Raw genomic sequence first — 18872 nt, forward strand, 5'->3', positions numbered from 1 at the left:
TCCGTTCTCAATTTTTAATAGACAATGAAAAAAATTATAAGTTTATTTTTTCTGTTTTTTCTATATACCCAAAGTTTTTCTCAGGAGCTGCTGGCAACAGTGCAGGTAAACTCCAATCAGCTGGGAGGAAGTAACCAGCAGGCCTATAAAGCGTTGGAGAAAAGTCTCAGGGATTTTATCAATAATACCAGCTGGACAGGTAAAAGACTTCAGAATTTTGAAAAAATAAAATGTGCTTTTTCTATTGTTATTGCGGAAAGAGATGTTAATAAATTCAAGGGATCTATTGTGATTCAGGCAGTACGACCTGTGTACAATACGACCTACGAATCTCCTTTAATTAATCTTCAGGATCAAAGGTTTGCTTTCGAATATATTGAAAATGAGAGTCTTATTTTTAATGAAAGACAATTCTCCGGAAAGAATCTTACCGATGTGATCAGTTTCTATATTTATGTTGTTTTGGGTCTGGATGCGGATAGTTTCCAGTCTCTGGGAGGATCACAGTGGTATGCAAAAGCGCAGCAGATTGCCCAGAATTCCCAAAACAGAAACTATGAGGGCTGGAATACCATCAATGAACCAAGAAGCCGCTCTATTTTGATTAACGAGATTATGAATCCTAACTGGAGCCAGTTACGTTCTACCATTTATACTTATCATAGAGCAGGATTAGACAACCTTTTCAACCAGGATCAGACTGCCGGGAAAAAAGTTATTTTTGATGCCCTGATGCAATTAAAAATGTACGAAAATAATTTCCAGCAGGCATTTTTCTTTAACCTCTTCATGGATACTAAAAGCGATGAGATTTTTAATATTTTCAATTCCGGAAATAATGGAGGGCTGATTCTTAATGATCTTAAACAAACAATGATCATCCTCTCACCAAAGAATATAGAGAATAAATGGAATAAATGGAAAGTCTAAAAATTGGTGGATAAAGCCTGATTATTAAAGGATTATCAAAAAACATTTTCTTGCTTCAATAAGAAGCATTACTGTCCGATAAAAAGTATTCATACATTTGAAAATATCAAGGTCTGGCTACATGAATTAACAGGTCGCTCCTACGGAGCTATACTTTTAAAACAAATAAGTCCTATTAACAGTCAGCTCCCACAGGAGCTGGATTTGATCCCATCGGGATCTGCTGTCAGCAGGAGAAAATGAAATCCCCATAAAAAAGCTCAGAGGAGTGATGTGGGAATTATGCTTTAATTTAGTCGGACAAGAATGAAAAAAAACTTATTTTTACAGTTCAAACTCAAATTGGATTATAACCCGGATTATCAATGCTTTCGAGAATTTACATTAAAAACTTTGCCCTGATTGATACCCTTGAAGTATCGTTGAAAAATGGTTTACAGGTTATTACCGGTGAAACGGGGGCAGGGAAATCTATTATCCTAGGTGCTCTTCGGCTTATTTTAGGCGAAAGAGCAGATGTAAAATCAATCGCCAAAGCTGAAGAGAAAAGTGTGGTGGAAACCGAGTTTTCGCTCAACAATCAGTTTAAGAAATTCTTTATTGAGAATGATCTGGACTATGAACTTCAGACTATTATCCGAAGAGAAATACTTCCCTCAGGGAAATCCCGTGCATTTATCAACGATGTGCCGGTAACATTAGATGTCCTTAGAGAGCTTTCCTCACAACTGATTGATATCCATTCTCAATTTGAAACATCTAATCTTTTTACCTCAGAATATCAGTTTAAAATTATCGACGGGCTTTCTGAGAATAAAAAAATCATTGAAGATTATCAGCAGGAGTTTTCTGAATTTCAAACGCTGAAGTTATTGTTGAAAAAATTAAAAACCCAACTTTCGGAATCTAATAAAGAAAGCGATTATAAAGAATTTTTACTCAACGAATTGGAAGAGCTGAAGCTTGACGATGTTGATTTTGAGGATGTTCAGAACCAGCTTTCCATTCAGGAAAATGCGGGAATGATTTCCGAAAATGTAGGGCAGATCCTATCTAGATTTCATCAGGAGGAAATAGGAATTCTGTCGTTCTTTAATGAAGCGACCAGTAAACTTTCGAAAATCTCCGAAGTTTCTACCAGTTTTGCTGAACTTGATTCAAGGCTGGAAACCTCTTTTGTAGAGCTTAAAGACATCATCTCTGAGCTGGAACATGAAGCGGAAAGAGTTGAAATCAATCCTGAAAACCTGATATATCTTACCGATCTTAACAATAAAATCAACGCTTTATTCCTTAAACATAATGTTTCAGATCTTAATGAACTCATTGAGATCAGAAATCAGCTGGCCGGAGATCAGAAAGGAGCTTCAGATCTGGAATTACAGATTGAAGAAACAGAAGAGAATATCTCTCAAAAAGAAAAAACACTTCTGAGCCTTGCTTCAAAACTTTCAAAGAACAGACATAAGAATGTTCCTGTTTTCATCAAAAAAGCAGAAAGTCTTCTCAAGAAACTAGGACTTGAAAAAGCAAAGGTAGATATAGAATTACAGGATGCTGATGAGTTTAACCATTTTGGAAAAGAAAATATCCAATTGTTGTTTCAGGCCAATTCAGGCTTCCCTTTAAAACCGATTCAGACTGCTATCTCCGGAGGAGAAAGATCAAGAGTAATGCTTGCTGTAAAGAAAATTATTGCAGAAAGCGATGAACTGCCAACCCTTATTCTGGACGAAATTGATACCGGAGTTTCAGGAAAAGTAGCTGAAGAAATAGGAAACCTGATGAGAGAAATGTCTGAAGACATGCAGTTGATCGTTATTTCCCACCTTGCACAGGTGGCAGCTAAAGGAAATGATAATTATAAGGTAGTAAAACAAGACATTTCCGGCAGAACACAATCTACCATTATTCCATTAAGCAGTGAAGAAAAACTGAACGAAATCGCCCAGTTACTTTCCGGAAGTAAAATTACGGAAGCAGCCTTGGCGCAGGCAAAAGAGCTTATTGGATAATTAAATAAATCCACTTTTTTCTTAAAAACTTGTAACATATTTTACATTATATTGACTAATGTAAAAAACTAATATATGTTTCTAAAGTTCCTTAGGCTTGAAATAAAAAGCTTTTTTCGTGGTACATCTTTAGGGATCAATCTGACCATGAAAATTCTCCGTTTTATAGGAATCCTTTACTTTATTGGATCCCTTTTAGGAGGAGCATTTATCGCCTTTTTCTACATTCAGGAGGAAATGCGCCAGGATCCTTTAAAGGTGGTTTCAAAATTCATGATCGTTGCCTGGATTATTGATCTTGTTATTAAATATCTCTGGCAGGAAATTCCTACACAGAATATTAAGCCGTTTCTTACCATGAATATCAGGAAGAATACATTGGTCAATTATATGCTGGCTAAGACATTTCTTTCAGCATTCAGTTGGCTGAGTTCTTTATTCTTTATTACATTTTCACTCATTGCCTTATTCAATGGATACAGCATTCCAGGAGTATTGTTATGGCTTACGGGGGCGGTTTCACTGCTTTACATGAATAATTTTATCAACATCTTTTTCAACGGTAAAGAAACCCTGGCAGTTATCATAGGAGTATGCTTTTTGGGTATAGGAGCGCTGGCGTATTATAATATTGTTCCGGTTTTATCTTATTCTGAGTCGGTTTTCTTCAGCTTTTATGAAAAACCCTACTTTGCACTGATTCCTGTTCTATTGTTTGTAATACTTTGGTGGGTATGTTTCCGCTACCTTCGCAATGAATTTTATCTTGATCAGGGGCTTGAAGCCAAGAAAACAGTCGGGAAAACAGAAAATATTGCTTTCCTGAATAAATATGGTGTGATAGGAGCATTTATCAATAATGATATCAGAATGCTGAGACGCAATAAAGTAACCAAAGGAATCCTGTTTGGAAGCTTTATGTTTCTGTTCTATGGATTGCTGATGTTTAGCTCGTCTCTCTACAAAACTCCTGCAATGATGATGATTATGGGACTTTTTGTAACAGGAGGTTTTCAGTTTCTGTTTGGGCAACGGGTACCTGCATTTGACAGTTCCTATTTTCCATTGATGATGACCCTGAACGTTCCTTACAAAGAATATCTGAAAGCGAAATGGTGGCTGATGAATATTGTAACAGCTGCTTCTGTGATTATTGCTCTCTGTTATGCCTATTTTGGCTGGGAGATCTACATCACATTCTTTGCAGCAGGATTATACAATATAGGGGTTAACTCTCAATTTACGCTTTGGTCCGGAGCTTTTAATAAAAATCAGATTGACCTGAATTCAAAAGAGAAAAGAATGGGACAAAAAGGAAGTTTCAGTTTAGCGTCAATGCTTCTGTTGATTCCTAAAATGCTTCTTCCAATGGGAGTATTTGCCCTGACAAAATATCTATGGGGAATTACCGGTGGAGTGATAAGTATTGCAATTATAGGAATTATCGGCTTTTTTCTGAGAGAGAAAATCTTCGATATCATTGTAAAACAATATAAAAGAGAGAAATACAGCACATTGGATGCATTTAAAAAAATTAATTAAGCCATGATCAATATACATAATCTATCAAAAACATACGGTACAGCAACGGTTCTTAATATCGAACATCTTGACATTCCTAAAGGGGAAACATTTGGCCTTGTAGGAAATAACGGAGCAGGAAAAACAACCCTTTTCAGCCTGATGCTGGATTTAATTCAGGCGACAACGGGATTTGTAAGCATTGATGGCATTAAAGTCAATGAATCTGAAGCCTGGAAAAATAAAGTATCAGCATTTGTAGATGATACCTTTCTCATTGGATATCTTACTCCGGAGGAATATTTTTATTTCTTAGGCGAGTTAAGAGGTCAGAACAAATCGTCAGTTGATGAATTCCTGAAACCCTTTCATGATTTTTTCAATGGTGAAATCCTAAAATCCGGAAAGTATGTCCGTGATCTTTCAAAAGGAAATCAGAAAAAAGTGGGAATTGTGGGAGCTATCATCGGGAATCCCGAAATTATTATTCTGGATGAGCCTTTTGCCAACCTCGATCCCTCTACCCAGATCAAACTTAAAAACCTGATCAAGGAATTATCAAAACAGGATGGTGTTACTTTCCTTATTTCCAGCCACGATCTTTCCCATACCACAGAAGTCTGCAACAGAATTGTGGTGGTAAACAAAGGACTTCTGGTAAAAGATATTCAGACCAATCCGGAAACATTGAAAGATCTGGAACAATATTTTGCAGATCAGGTTTCTGTTTCGGATATTTAATACCTCAAAAAACAGAGGTATGAATACGACAGAATCACAGAATGTAACAGATTATCCAAATAGCAATACTATTTTTATGGTCTGGAAGCTTAATGACAGTCCACAGCTGAAAAATGTTTTTCAGGAATTATGCGCATTGGTGTTAAATCTTAATAATTCGGTGTTTAACCGTTTTCCGGACAGCAGAGCAAGTTGTGTCATGGGAATTGGAGCAGAGGCATGGCGTAAACTGGAGCTGCCAAAGCCTCCGCCTAAAGAATTAGTCAATTTTGAAGAAATAAAGGGAATAAAGCATACCGCTGTTGCTACTCCCGGAGATCTTCATTTTCATCTGAGAGCAGATAATAAAAGCCTGATTTTTGATATGGCTGTCGAGATCTCCCGATTATTAAGTTCAGTGGCCGTAAGTATTCTGGAGGTTCATGGATTTAAATATTGGGATGCACGCTCTATTCTTGGTTTTGTAGACGGAACGGAAAATCCTCATGGAGACGACCGTGATTATTTTGGTAAAATAGGTGATGAAGACCCTCAGTATAAAGGAGGAAGTTACCTTTTTGTTCAGAAATACCTTCACAATATGGATGCCTGGAAGAGTTTGTCAACAGAAGATCAGGAGAAAGTAATTGGAAGATCAAAAGAAAGTGATATTGAAATGTCTGATGATGTGAAACCTTCAAATTCACACATTGCCTTAGCCAATATCGAAGGCGAGAATGGAGAAGAATTGAAAATCGTCAGAGATAACATGCCTTTTGGGAATCCTTCTACCAATGAGTTTGGAACTTACTTTATTGCCTATTCAAGTACATTTTCCACCACAAAAAAAATGTTGACGAATATGTTTATTGGTGATCCTCCGGGAAATTATGACAGAATTTTAGATTTCAGTACAGCAGTTACCGGAACACTTTTCTTTGTTCCTACCAGAAATATGCTTGATGAATTCTCATGATAAAATGTAAGGCTGCCTCATTCAAGGCAGTCTTTTTTTATGCGTCCGATTAGATGAGTTTGAGAGTCATATAAATATCTTGAATCAACTTTAGATCTGACACTTTATATAAAAAACCATTCTTGTTTGATAAAATTTAAATAGAATTAACAGGTCGCTCCTCCGGAGCTTTATTTTATGGGGATTTCATTTTTTCTACTAACAGTTGATCCCGACGGGATCAAATTTAGCTCTAATGGGAGCTGACTGTTAATGGAATGTATTTTTTTTAAAATTAGAGCTCCGGAGGAGCGACCTGTTAATTCATAGCGTAAATATTAATATTTTTATATTATTAATCTGTAACGATTATTTAGGACTAGTCAAGCACAAAAAATAAATTTTTTTTAAATGTTGTAACCTTTTTTTGTTTTGATTGTCTTTAGTATAGAAACAGCATAAACATGAAACTCCTCTTCGGAAATAAAAAAAATGATTTGTTAAGCCTCCTGAAGAAACAGGATCCCGCTGCACAGAAGATTTTCTATGAACAGAATGTCAGGAAATTTCTGAGTGTAAGTAAAAGCTATGTGAGCGATTTGTATCAGGCCGAAGATTGTCTCATTAAAGCATTTTGTAAAATTTTTAAGCACATAGAAAGCTTCAGAGGAGAGTCGAACCTGGAAAGCTGGGCAAGAAGAATTGTTGTAAATGAATGCCTGAATTTTATCAAGAGTCATAAAACTGTTTTCTATCTGGACGAAATTAATCCATCTTTTCATGAAGATATCCATGACGCAGAGATTGATTGTGATTTTAATGCACAAGAGCTTTTGGATCAGCTTCCTGATGCCTATAGAATGGTTTTTAACCTGTATGTGCTGGAAGAATATTCTCATCAGGAAATTGCGGATACTTTGCAGATTTCAGTGGCTGTCAGCAAAACACAGCTGTTCAGAGCAAAAGAAAAATTAAGAAAGATCTACTTTCAACAACAAAAAAAAGTGAAAAATGAAAACGTCTAAAGATACTATTGAATTTCAGATCAAAAAGCAGATTGAGGAAAGAGAAATTGTTCCATCACGGGATCTGTGGTCCGAAATTGAGCTTAAGAATAACAATGATCACCGTTCCAAATCAAAGAGGAACTGGTTTTTAGTAGCAGCATGTTTGATGTTGACATTCAGCTTGGGAAGTGTTCTGTACTTTCTTAATCAGTCTTCGGAGGCTCAACCGAAAATGGTAAAACAAACAGAAAAAAAAGCTGCGGAAAAAGAAATTGTAAAAGGTCCGGTACAGAATACAATTCCGCTGGCCGTTGAAAATATTGATAAAAAGGAAGTAAGGCAAACTCTTTCTCAGGATAAAACAGAAGTTATTTCTCCAATGGCTGCACATCAGAATACATTAATTCCTAAAGAAACTCTTCCCCTGAAAAAACCGGAATTTCCTCAGATTTCTAATCCTAAACTCATGGCAAAAGCCGATTCTATAAAAACTCCGGTTAAAAAGAAAAAATATGTAGACCCATCCACACTTCTTTTCTCAGTAGAGCATAAAGATGTTATCGAAAAAACAAAGGATGGAAGTAATGTGGCTACTACTATTGATTTGAATGCCAGATAATTTATCCGTAAAAATTTAAAAATTAATAATATGATCAAGAAATTAATCGTAATGGGATTGCTGTGCTCTTTTTCAGCATCATTCTATGCACAAAAGACATTCAATATTAACCTGTCTTCTAAAAAAGATACAGAGGTAAGCCCTATTGTAAAAGAAAAAGTAGAAGAATATGCTGCAAAGATCAATACCATCATTCAGGAAGAAAAAAAGCTGATGGAAGATGAATTGGTCGTTTTACAGGCCAGAAACCTTGATAAAGCAGATTTCGACAGAGAAAAAGCTCAGATTGCAGACCGTTATTCGGAGAAAATGGATAAAAGAATTGAGGAACTTGGATTTGATCTGGATGATGTTATTCAAAAGCAGGTAAGATATTCTCTTTTGAATACCGATGTGACCTCAAAAGAAGAGCTTAAAGAAAAACTATTGAAAAAATTCCGTCCCAGCAGAAGTTTTACAGGATATTTCTCTTATGGAATCATGACACTTACAAACAGTGAACCCGATAATGTCCTGGATAAAAACATTGGATACGCCAATAATCTGGAGTTTGGCCTGAAACTGAACTATCAGCTTAGCAGAACAAGTCCGTGGGCAATTACTTCAGGACTAGGATTCTCCTGGAGAACGGTACGGGCAGATAATAATATGCTGTTTACAAGAAGTGCAGATCAGGGAGTCGCTTTGGCACAATACAACGGAAACCTTGATAAAAGCAAACTGAGAACCGGATATATCATGGTTCCCCTTGGGATGCAGTATAATTTCTCCAAACTTAAAAATGCCGGAATGGATATCCAGTACAGAAGTTATTATACAGGCTTTAAAATTGGAGCCAATGTGTATGGAGGGGTAAAAATGTCTACCAACAATATTGTAAAAGGAAATGACGGTGAAACCAGAGACCGCGGAAACTATCAGGTGAATCCTTTTGTATATGGAGCACAGATTACATTTTCGTACAACAGTTTCAGCGTGTTTGTTAAAAAAGATTTCAGCAATTTCTTTAAAGACAGTTATTTCAAAAATGACAAAGCACTGTTATTTGGCTTGGCCATTGGATTAGATTAAATACATTTTGACAGTAAAATGAAAAACTCCGGGAACTATTCCCGGAGTTTTTGCGTTGTATCAGTTATAGAATCATTATTTTAAACTTCCTACCATATCTTCAGGTTTTACCCATTCGTCAAACTGTTCAGCAGTCAACAAGCCAAGATTAATAGCTTCTTCTTTTAATGTTGTCCCATTTTTATGGGCTGTTTTTGCAATCTTAGCCGCATTTTCATATCCGATATGAGTATTTAAAGCCGTTACAAGCATTAAAGATTTATCTACCAGTTCTTTAATTCTCTCATGATTTGGTTCAATACCTACCGCACAATGATCGTTGAAGGAAATACATGCATCAGCAATCAGTTGGGCAGACTGTAAGAAATTATAAGCCATTACCGGTTTGAAAACATTCAGTTCGTAATTCCCCTGAGTTCCGGCAAATGAAATGGTAGTGTCATTTCCTAAAACCTGTGCACAAACCATGGTCATCGCTTCATTCTGAGTAGGATTTACTTTCCCTGGCATAATAGATGATCCAGGCTCATTTTCAGGAATATGAATTTCCCCGATTCCGGAACGTGGACCAGAGGCCAGTAATCTTATATCCTGAGCAATTTTATATAAAGAAACTGCCAGTTGCTTTAATGCACCGTGAGATTCTACAATCGCATCATGAGCAGCAAGGGCTTCAAATTTATTTTCTGCAGTAACGAAAGGATGATTCGTAAATTGTGCAATATATTCTGCCACTTTTACATCATAACCGTTGGGTGTATTCAAACCTGTACCTACAGCAGTTCCTCCCAATGCCAGTTCAGAAAGGTGAGGTAATGTATTTTTCAAAGCTCTCAATCCGAATTCCAACTGAGCCACATATCCTGAAAATTCCTGTCCGAGAGTAAGTGGAGTAGCATCCATTAAATGGGTTCTACCAATTTTTACCACATCTTTGAATGCTTTTGACTTTTCAGCCAACGTATTTTTTAGTTTTTCTACAGCGGGAATAGTTACTTCCACCACTTTTGTATAGGCAGCAATGTGCATCGCAGTAGGATAAGTATCATTCGAAGACTGGGATTTATTCACATCATCATTCGGGTGAATTTCAGATTTTTCGCCTAATGTCCCTCCGTTATTCACATGAGCTCTGTTGGAAACTACTTCATTCACATTCATGTTCGATTGCGTTCCGGAACCTGTCTGCCAGATCACCAACGGAAACTGGTCATTCAATTTTCCTTCCAGAATTTCATCACATACCTTGGCAATCATATCTCTTTTTTCTGCAGAAAGGACTCCCAGATCAGTGTTAGTGTAAGCCGCAGCCTTTTTCAGATAAGCAAATGCTTCGATAATTTCATGTGGCATTGAACCCTCAGGTCCTATTTTAAAATTGTTTCTGGAACGTTCCGTCTGTGCACCCCAAAGCTTATCTGCAGGTACCTGCACTTCTCCCATGGTGTCTTTTTCAATTCTGTAATTCATAGTAGTTGTAATTTGTATGATCTTTTTACTGCAAGCCATAAAAATTGTAAACATTATTTATGTTTAATGAAAAAAATAATGTTTTGGCTTTGTTTATTTTGCTTCTATAAAGGTACTTATAAACTCAGAAACCTCCAATTTATAATCATTATAAATATCAATTTAAATGACTGATTTTACTCATATTTTTTTAAAGGAGGCGTATTTTTGTAGAAACAAAAATTGAATGGATTTTAGATATCAGGATCCGTATCCTATTCAGAAAGATGATACGGTGTACAAGAAGCTTACATCAGACTATGTAAAGGTTGAAAAACTGGGTGACAGAGAAATTTTAACAATAGATCCTAAAGGATTGGAACTGTTAGCTGAAGAAGCGATGGCAGATGTGTCTTTCATGCTTCGTTCTTCACACTTAGAAAGCCTTAGAAGAATTATTGATGATCCTGAAGCTACAGATAATGACAGATTCGTTGCATATAACCTTTTACAGAATGCTGCCGTAGCAGTTGAGGGAGCTCTTCCTTCATGCCAGGATACGGGAACAGCTATCGTAATGGGGAAGAAAGGGGAAAATGTATACACGGGAGTAGAAGATGGAGAATACCTGAGCAAAGGAATTTACAATACCTATCAGAAAAGAAACCTAAGATATTCTCAGGTAGTTCCTTTAACGATGTTTGATGAGAAGAATTCCGGGTCTAACCTTCCAGCACAGATTGATATCTATGCTAAAAAAGGAGATTATTATGAATTCTTATTCTTAACAAAAGGAGGTGGTTCTGCCAACAAAACATTCTTATATCAAAAGACGAAATCTTTATTGAACGAAAAATCTCTCGAAGAATTCATTAAAGAAAAGATTTCAGACCTTGGAACAGCTGCCTGCCCACCTTACCACTTAGCATTGGTAATCGGAGGAACTTCAGCAGAAGCGAATCTTGCCGCAGTAAAAAAAGCATCTGCAAAATATTACGATAATCTTCCGACAGAAGGAAATGAGGCCGGACAGGCTTTCAGAGACCTTGAATGGGAAGCAAAAGTTCAGAAAATCTGCCAGGAAAGTGCCATTGGAGCTCAGTTTGGAGGGAAATACCTTACACACGACGTAAGAGTGATCAGACTTCCGAGACATGCTGCATCTTGCCCGGTAGGAATGGGTGTTTCCTGTTCTGCAGACAGAAATATCAAAGGGAAAATTACAAAAGAAGGAATCTTCCTGGAGCAATTAGAGCAGGATCCGAAAAGATTCTTACCTGATACTCCTCCACATCTGGAAGAAGCTGTTGAGGTTAACCTGAACAAGCCAATGCCGGAAATTCTTGCCGAGCTTTCCAAATATCCGATCAAAACCAGATTAAAACTGAACGGAACATTAATCGTAGCAAGAGATATTGCTCACGCAAAAATCAAAGAAATTATCGACAGCGGGAAACCAATGCCTGAATATTTCAAAAATCACCCAATCTATTACGCTGGACCTGCAAAAACTCCGGAAGGAATGGCTTCAGGAAGTTTCGGACCTACTACTGCCGGAAGAATGGATGTTTACGTAGACGAGTTCCAGAGCCATGGTGGAAGTATGATTATGCTGGCAAAAGGAAACAGAAGTAAAGATGTTACCAATGCATGTCACAAATACGGAGGTTTCTATCTTGGGTCTATCGGAGGACCGGCTGCTATTCTTGCGAAAGACAATATTGTGTCTGTAGATGTAGTAGACTTCCCGGAATTAGGAATGGAAGCGGTAAGAAAAATTGAAGTAAAAGACTTCCCTGCATTCATCATTTCCGATGATAAAGGCAATGATTTTTTCGCAAATCTGGCTCACTAATTAGTTTAAAATTAAAATAAATAAGAAAATAGAACGCTGATCTTTTGTGTAAAAAGGAAAAAAGTTCTATTTTTGCCTAAAATCTTTAAGAGAATGATAACGATATTATCAGCATTTTGGCCGTTCTACCAGTTCCTTTGGACTATATTCTTCATTACTATGTTCTTAGTAGGATTCTGGTGTATTTTTATGTTCTTCGGATTAGTAATCCCAATGTGGCTAACTGAAGGTTTGAAAGAGTATTTCGGAAAAGTAAAGCCTTTCGATCCTGAAGATATCAGAAGAAAGCTTATTTCTGAGCAGGAAGGTGTAGAAGTTATCTATAGCGAGCCTAAAGGAAACGGACCTTTCCTTCACGATCACGGACATCATCATTAATTGATTGTCATTGCTTTTTCACCTGAATTCTGAAAAAGTAATATCAAAGCAAAACAACATATATAAACCGCTTAAGCAATTAAGCGGTTTTCTATTTATTATTCCTCAGACTTTCAGGAGATACCCCAAATTTCTTTTTAAAAGCCCGTGTAAAGTTCTGCAGGTACTCATAGCCGCATTCAATAGCAATCTCTTTGATCATAATTTCTTTATTAGTGATCAGTTTCCTGGCTTTCAGCATTCTGAGTTCTGAAATATAATGAGCAATCGTTGTATGGTACTGAGTTTTAAATTCCTTTCTGATGATATTCTGGTTCAGCCCAAAATATTTTCCTATTTCTTCCGCTTTTATATTCCTGTGATAATTTTCATCAATGAATTTCCTAATCATTTCGGGAATCTTTGGAGTATCCTCGAGAATGTTTTTCTCATTAAATTGCTCAAAGATCAGGATAAGAAGTTTGATAATCTTTGCTTCTATAAATAACTTCTGCATGATTCCTTTCTTATTATAATCCAGAATCTCTTTTACAATCATATGCATTTCAACTGTCATATCCGGCGGAGTTTCTTTATGAAGGAATATAAAATTATTATGAATCATGTTTTCCAGAATCTCAGCATTCTCACGATTAAGTTCCGGATTGATAAGGTTAAAAATATATTGATAATTGATCTGAATCTGCAGATACCTCAGAATTTCCTGATTTTCTGTCCATAGTTCCGCAACACTTTCTTTAGGAGAATAATGAAGTATATATTGATTTTTCTTGAATAAAAACTGGGTGCCACAATCATGACCTTCTAAATTAATGCCCTCACTCAACAGAAAAATCAGATTAAAACTTGACTTCCCCTCCAGCATATGAGACTTGAAGGATTGATCAGGACACAGGTCTTCCTGCATGATGATTTTGATGTCTTCGGATATGAACAAATGTCCACTTTTTGATTGACTCCTCATACAACACATTTTTACAGCCATGGTACAACTTCTTAAGGTAAAAGTCCTTCGCAGGATAACCAAAAGTTCGGAAATGATAACTCGGGGTTGATGATGTGAAGTACTTTTGCGCAAAATTAAATTAAATTTAGAATAATTAAAAATAATATTTCATATGTTTAAAGATTTACATTTTGCAATACGGAAAATCAGAACAGGATTAGCATTGCTAACCGTTGCTGGAAGCTATATGTATGCCCAGCAATGGGAAAATGTAGGAGGCGTTCAGGATGTATCTGCAGGAGGAAGCAGTTTTAATAATGTTGTTATTGATAACTCGGGAAACTATTATCTATCCTATTATGATGTTTCAGTAGCTAAAGGCTCCGTTCAGAAATTTAACGGGAACTCATGGTCTTACTTAGGGGGAACACCCGGAGTTACTACAGGAACTGCCACTTACAACTCATTGTCTATAAGTCCAAACGGAAACAGTATTTATTATACCAATCAGCTTGGTTATCCGGGCTCCGGGATGGAAGTACGTTTATTTACAGGCTCTTTATGGTCCCAGCTTCCGAATGCTACGGACAGCCCGGTAAATTATCAGGCTTCTGCAGTATCCTCCGATAATATTATATTTACTTATGGATCTTACGGTTCCGGAACTGTAAAAAAATATTCCGGAGGTGTGTGGGAACAGGTAGGAAATGCTGGTTTTTCCGGAGGTGCGGAATTTGCTGAAATGGTCATAGGAACCAATAATATGGTGTATACCTGCAATGTTTCCGGAGGGATAAAAGTATATCAGAACAGTACAGATGCCAGTTCAGCACAAAACTGGAGTTTGGTAGGAGGAGCGGCAGCTGATGCTTCTTCGTCAGGGGAACAGTACAATGCTGATATTGCTTTAGACGGCGCGAATACAATCTATGTAGCATATGTATCCAACTCTTCAGGAGGAAAAAAAGTGAACGTCAGGAAATTTGACGGCAACTCCTGGGTACAGGTTGGAAATGCCAACTTCTCAGAGGGAAGAGTACAGCATGTTGCGTTAGCCGTAACAGAATCCGGAAAACCTTACGTGGTGGCCAGCCGTTTTGAAAATGATGACTTTCTGAGAAATACAGTTTATAAACTAGATGACACTCAGAATTGGGTTCCATTTGGAGGAGATTTTGTTTCAGATGGGGAAGCAAAATACAATGATTTAGCGATAGATAAGGCACAGAATTATTTGGTGCTGGCTTATTCCGACAATACAACAAAGGTGAAAAGAATTTCTCTGAACCTTAATCCACAAACATGCAGCAACACAGACCCTGGAGCAAATGTAGGTGATGTTGGCTGCGTAAGTTTTATTTATCGTGGACAGCAGGTTGCTTATACCACCGTAAGAGGAGCAGACGGAAAAATCTGGCTTCAGCAGAACCTGGGAAGTACACAGGTGGCTTCGTCAGTAGCGGATGCGAATTCTTATGGAGATCTTTTCCAATGGGGAAGATGGGATGACGGACACCAGCTTAGAAATTCTCAGATTGTACCAGCGCCATCTCCTAATACTCCGGAAGGAGCAAGTACCACTGTGGGAGCTTATGTTGCAGGATCTCCGGCATGGTGGGCAAATTTTGCAAGTGGAGATACATGGAATGGGACATCCCTTGCAGATGTAAATGCCTCTGTAGGGATAGATCCTTGTAAAGCAATAGGAGCAGACTGGAAAATACCTTCTCAGGCAGAGTGGACAACTTTAATAGGAGCTGAAAGTATTTCTAACCCGACCACTGCTTATAACAGCCATCTTAAATTACCTGCGGGAGGCTACAGAAGCTCCAGTGACGGGAACTTTACTTTTGTAGGGCAACGAGGGTATTTCTGGAGCTCAGATACATCAAGTTTAGGAGGGAAATATCTGTATATCGGATCAACGATTGCCAATCCGTCTGCTGGTGCTATGAGAGGGCAGGGATCATCAGTAAGATGCATCAAGCCTACCTCTTCTTTGGGTACTTCAGAAACCAAACTGAATCAATCTGTCATTGGAATGTATCCTAATCCTACAAAAGGAATTCTTATAGTTAAAGCTGATTCAGGGATTGAAAAAGTAAACGTTGTGAACGCTGTAGGACAAAGAATGAATGTACAGTTCTCGGATAATCAGATCAACATGGCTGAACTTCCTTCAGGATTGTATATAGTAGAATTGAAATTAAAGAATGGACAATCCATTTCTAAAAAGATTATAAAAAATTAAGCGAAATTCAATACAAAGATTTTTGCCCAAAAGAATTAGTTCATTACAATTACTTTTATTGGAAGGCTCATGAAATTTCATGAGTCTTTTTTTATTTGATTTTTTTCAAAAAAAATGAAATATTTCCCGAAAACTGATTCAAAATGATGGTTATGAATAAAAAATAACACTATATTCGATAAAAAATAAGACATGAGAAAATTTTATTCCGTTGTTTTTCTGCTGATTACAATGTACGTTTTTGGGCAGATTAATTATACAATTTCTCCTAATCCGTTCAATGAAACAGATGCTATTACGCTTACGGTTCCGGGCGATCAGATAGACGAAACGGCCTGGGGAGTTTCCAATAATGCCATTTATATGTGGACCTGGTCGTTTGACACCAATTATCAGAACAGCCAGGATTGTCCTACCAATGGCAGCTGGAATAATTCCAATGATCTGAATAAGCTGAATTATAATCCCATAACAGACAGCTATTCAATAACATTTACTCCAACTTCATTTTTCGGAAGAACAGGAATCGGAAGATTTGGATTTTTATTAAAAGATAAAACAGGATCGCATCAGACTTCACCCGATATTTTTGTAAACGTAGGGACTTTAAACTTGACGCTTACAAATCCATTGGCGAACAGCCTCACTTCAGTTCCTACGGGAAATTCCATTACTATTACGGCGACGGCAAGTACCAATGCTACATTCCAGTTAAAAGCCAACGGAACTGTTGTCAATTCAGCAACAACGCCTTCACAATCTTATTCTTACAGTTATACGGTTACTCAGGATGCAAATATGGAACTTGTGGCAACACAGGGGACCAATTCTAAAACAGCAACATTTATCTTACAGGTTCCTAGAAATGTAGTTTCTGAAGCAATACCCAACTGGATCAGGCAGGGAATCAATTACCACCCGACAGATCCTACCAAAGTAGGGCTGGCTTTATATGCCCCGGGGAAAAGCTTTATCCATGTCATCGGAAGTTTCAATAACTGGGCGGTGAATGATACCTATTTAATGAAAAAAGATATTGCAAATCCTGATCTGTACTGGATAGAACTTAATGGAATCACTCCTCAGCAGCTTTATACCTTCCAATACAGAACAAACGATTTGAGAAAAGTAGCAGATCCTTATTCACCACAAATTTTATCTTCTTATGATGACCAGTGGATTTCAGCTTCTACTTATCCAAACTTACCAGCATTTCCTGCCGGACAGGGTTTTGAAGTTTCAACATTTAAAACAGGACAGACCGCTTATAACTGGCAGGTTACCAATTTTCAAAGACCTGCGAAACAGGATCTTATAGTGTATGAATTATTATTGCGAGATTTCACACAGGAAAAGAACTGGCAGTCGCTGATTAATAAAATTTCCTATTTAAAGAATCTGAAAATCAATGCTATAGAGCTGCTTCCGATTATGGAATTTGACGGAAATCTTTCGTGGGGATATAATACTTCTTTCCATTATGCACTGGACAAAGCCTACGGTACTCCCGAAAAATTCAAAGAATTTGTAGATTTATGCCATCAGAACGGAATTGCAGTCATTCTGGATGTAGCGTTTAATCATGCTACAGGACGTTCTCCATTAGTTAGGCTTTGGAATATTGATCCTGATGGTGACGGCTATGGCGATGTTGCACCGAACAATCCTTACTTTAACCAGGTACCGAAACATTCATATAATGTATTCAATGATTTTAACCATACAAGCCTTTCAACGCAATATTACGTTGAAAGATGCCTTAAGCAATGGCTTACAGAATTTCGCATAGATGGCTTCCGTTGGGATTTAACCAAAGGATTTACGCAAAGCTGTTCTGAAAACGATGAGGCCTGTACCAATGCCTACCAGCAGGACAGAGTGGATATCATGAAAAATTATGCTGATAAACAATGGGCCATTGATCCCAATTCTTACATGATCTTCGAACATTTGGGAACAGATGCAGAAGAACAGCAATGGGCGAACTACAGAATCGCAGAAGGAAAGGGCGTTATGCTTTGGAATAAACAGACCGATCCTTACAACCAGAATACGATGGGCTATCAGGAAAACAGCAATTATGACCGCATGAATCACAGCCTTCACGGCTTCACCAATATGAGTGCCGTAGGCTATGGAGAAAGCCATGATGAAGAGAGACTGATGTTTAAAAACCTTGCCTATGGCGCAGTTAACGGAAGTTATAATGTAAAAGACCTGAATACCGCTCTTGAAAGAATGAAAACTTTCGGGGCAACTTTCTTTACCATTCCAGGTCCGAAGATGATCTGGCAGTTTGGTGAATTAGGATATGAATTCAGCATCAACAGATGTGCGAATGGCACCATAGACAGCGGATGCAGAACCGATGAAAAACCTGTTGCATTTACTTTAGGGTATGATACCAATGTGAACAGAAAGGCAGTATATGATACATGGGCTAAAATCATCAATATCAGAAATACCTACCCGGTTTTTAAATCTAAAACCTACAGTATAGAATCCAATAACCTTACGAACGATCCTACCGGACTGATCACAAGAATTTATGTGTATGATGCGGCTATTACAACAGGAATAAAGAATGTGGTAGTGTTGGCCAATTATACGACTTCCGCGCAGAATGTTGTTCCTTATTTCCCTTACACAGGTCAATGGCAGAATCTGATGGACAACAGTATTTCAAATGTAGCTTCCACAACAGCGCCAATCACTTTACAGCCTGGGGAATTCAGAATCTTTGGAAATTATGCAGGTGCTTTGTCAACAGCAGATGTCAATGCCGCCAACAAATTATCTCTTCAGATTGCAGATAATCCAATCCGAAACGGAATAGCTAAACTCGTTTTCAGTAAGGCCAAAAACGGAGAGATTTTAATTTTTGATATGACTGGTAAAAGAATGGATTCTTTAAAACTGGATAAAGAAAATGGCATCTATGAAGCGAAAGTCAGTTATCCGGCAGGAACCTATCTGGTGCAGCTGAAATCGGATACAGGAATAGCCATTCAAAAGATGATGATTCAATAAAAACAAATTATGAAGTTGTTGATTTGTAATATTTTGAACCATTAAGGGCTATTTAAGAAGTAAAGTACCGTTAAGATAGATCATTTTGATTTTTAAGCTCAAAGCGAAGCTAATCTTAATACTCT

14 protein-coding genes are annotated in these 18872 nt (G+C 37.4%); 12 read left to right on the forward strand and 2 right to left on the reverse strand.

From position 1 onward, the window contains the following. Positions 1–24: 24 nt before the first annotated feature. From DDF69_RS18515 to DDF69_RS18550, 8 genes are all read left to right on the forward strand, one after another. Entirely contained in the window at positions 25–930 is a 906-nt protein-coding gene (locus DDF69_RS18515; protein ID WP_114822076.1) for a DUF4835 family protein, read from the forward strand. A gap of 365 nt (positions 931–1295) precedes the next feature. Further along, positions 1296–2945 carry a DNA repair protein RecN gene (locus DDF69_RS18520; protein ID WP_114822077.1) on the forward strand — a complete coding sequence of 550 codons (1650 nt, stop codon included), beginning with the start codon at positions 1296–1298 and terminating at the stop codon, positions 2943–2945. A 75-nt stretch (positions 2946–3020) separates the two neighbouring features. Beyond that, positions 3021–4487: a DUF5687 family protein gene (locus DDF69_RS18525; RefSeq protein WP_114822078.1), complete on the forward strand. Its 1467-nt coding sequence runs from the start codon at positions 3021–3023 to the stop codon at positions 4485–4487. Positions 4488–4490: 3 nt separating this feature from the next. Next, a complete protein-coding gene (locus tag DDF69_RS18530) occupies positions 4491–5207 on the forward strand; it encodes an ABC transporter ATP-binding protein (protein WP_114822079.1) in 717 nt (238 codons plus the stop codon). Between the two features lie 19 nt (positions 5208–5226). Then, entirely contained in the window at positions 5227–6162 is a 936-nt protein-coding gene (locus DDF69_RS18535) for a Dyp-type peroxidase (RefSeq protein ID WP_114822080.1), read from the forward strand. A gap of 443 nt (positions 6163–6605) precedes the next feature. Further along, positions 6606–7166: an RNA polymerase sigma factor gene (locus DDF69_RS18540; protein ID WP_114822081.1), complete on the forward strand. Its 561-nt coding sequence runs from the start codon at positions 6606–6608 to the stop codon at positions 7164–7166. Further along, a complete protein-coding gene (locus DDF69_RS18545; protein WP_114822082.1) occupies positions 7153–7767 on the forward strand; it encodes a hypothetical protein in 615 nt (204 codons plus the stop codon). The genes DDF69_RS18540 and DDF69_RS18545 overlap by 14 nt, the downstream gene beginning before the upstream one ends. Positions 7768–7797: 30 nt before the next feature. Next, positions 7798–8838 (forward strand): porin family protein, encoded by a 1041-nt coding sequence (locus DDF69_RS18550; RefSeq protein ID WP_114822083.1) that lies wholly within the window; start codon positions 7798–7800, stop codon positions 8836–8838. 75 nt (positions 8839–8913) lie between these two features. On the opposite strand, the gene fumC is transcribed toward DDF69_RS18550, so the two are convergent. Beyond that, the gene (fumC, locus tag DDF69_RS18555; protein WP_114822122.1) at positions 8914–10308 is read right to left on the reverse strand and encodes a class II fumarate hydratase; all 1395 of its coding nucleotides are present in this window, start codon (positions 10306–10308) and stop codon (positions 8914–8916) included. Between the two features lie 226 nt (positions 10309–10534). On the opposite strand from fumC, the gene DDF69_RS18560 reads away from it, so the two are divergent. Further along, complete coding sequence (locus DDF69_RS18560) at positions 10535–12142, forward strand: fumarate hydratase (protein WP_114822084.1); 1608 nt, start codon at positions 10535–10537, stop codon at positions 12140–12142. 93 nt (positions 12143–12235) lie between these two features. Then, positions 12236–12520 (forward strand): hypothetical protein, encoded by a 285-nt coding sequence (locus DDF69_RS18565; protein WP_170872059.1) that lies wholly within the window; start codon positions 12236–12238, stop codon positions 12518–12520. A gap of 91 nt (positions 12521–12611) precedes the next feature. On the opposite strand, the gene DDF69_RS18570 is transcribed toward DDF69_RS18565, so the two are convergent. Beyond that, the gene (locus tag DDF69_RS18570) at positions 12612–13484 is read right to left on the reverse strand and encodes a helix-turn-helix domain-containing protein (RefSeq protein ID WP_162800965.1); all 873 of its coding nucleotides are present in this window, start codon (positions 13482–13484) and stop codon (positions 12612–12614) included. Positions 13485–13638: 154 nt separating this feature from the next. Here DDF69_RS18570 and DDF69_RS18575 point away from each other — a divergent pair, with 154 nt between their 5' ends. Next, positions 13639–15717, forward strand: coding sequence for a T9SS type A sorting domain-containing protein (locus DDF69_RS18575; protein ID WP_114822086.1), 2079 nt, complete (start codon positions 13639–13641; stop codon positions 15715–15717). Between the two features lie 192 nt (positions 15718–15909). Next, positions 15910–18747: an alpha-amylase family glycosyl hydrolase gene (locus DDF69_RS18580; RefSeq protein WP_114822087.1), complete on the forward strand. Its 2838-nt coding sequence runs from the start codon at positions 15910–15912 to the stop codon at positions 18745–18747. Positions 18748–18872: the final 125 nt, after the last annotated feature.

The sequence above is a fragment of the Chryseobacterium sp. KLBC 52 genome (assembly GCF_003347605.1).
Taxonomy (GTDB): domain Bacteria; phylum Bacteroidota; class Bacteroidia; order Flavobacteriales; family Weeksellaceae; genus Chryseobacterium.

Coding starts and splice junctions, on each gene's coding strand:
- DDF69_RS18515 (WP_114822076.1), top strand. CDS start 25: ATGAAAAAAATTATAAGTTTATTTTTTCTGTTTTTTCTATATACCCAA.
- DDF69_RS18520 (WP_114822077.1), top strand. CDS start 1,296: ATGCTTTCGAGAATTTACATTAAAAACTTTGCCCTGATTGATACCCTT.
- DDF69_RS18525 (WP_114822078.1), top strand. CDS start 3,021: ATGTTTCTAAAGTTCCTTAGGCTTGAAATAAAAAGCTTTTTTCGTGGT.
- DDF69_RS18530 (WP_114822079.1), top strand. CDS start 4,491: ATGATCAATATACATAATCTATCAAAAACATACGGTACAGCAACGGTT.
- DDF69_RS18535 (WP_114822080.1), top strand. CDS start 5,227: ATGAATACGACAGAATCACAGAATGTAACAGATTATCCAAATAGCAAT.
- DDF69_RS18540 (WP_114822081.1), top strand. CDS start 6,606: ATGAAACTCCTCTTCGGAAATAAAAAAAATGATTTGTTAAGCCTCCTG.
- DDF69_RS18545 (WP_114822082.1), top strand. CDS start 7,153: ATGAAAACGTCTAAAGATACTATTGAATTTCAGATCAAAAAGCAGATT.
- DDF69_RS18550 (WP_114822083.1), top strand. CDS start 7,798: ATGATCAAGAAATTAATCGTAATGGGATTGCTGTGCTCTTTTTCAGCA.
- fumC (WP_114822122.1), bottom strand. CDS start 10,308: ATGAATTACAGAATTGAAAAAGACACCATGGGAGAAGTGCAGGTACCT.
- DDF69_RS18560 (WP_114822084.1), top strand. CDS start 10,535: ATGGATTTTAGATATCAGGATCCGTATCCTATTCAGAAAGATGATACG.
- DDF69_RS18565 (WP_170872059.1), top strand. CDS start 12,236: ATGATAACGATATTATCAGCATTTTGGCCGTTCTACCAGTTCCTTTGG.
- DDF69_RS18570 (WP_162800965.1), bottom strand. CDS start 13,484: ATGAGGAGTCAATCAAAAAGTGGACATTTGTTCATATCCGAAGACATC.
- DDF69_RS18575 (WP_114822086.1), top strand. CDS start 13,639: ATGTTTAAAGATTTACATTTTGCAATACGGAAAATCAGAACAGGATTA.
- DDF69_RS18580 (WP_114822087.1), top strand. CDS start 15,910: ATGAGAAAATTTTATTCCGTTGTTTTTCTGCTGATTACAATGTACGTT.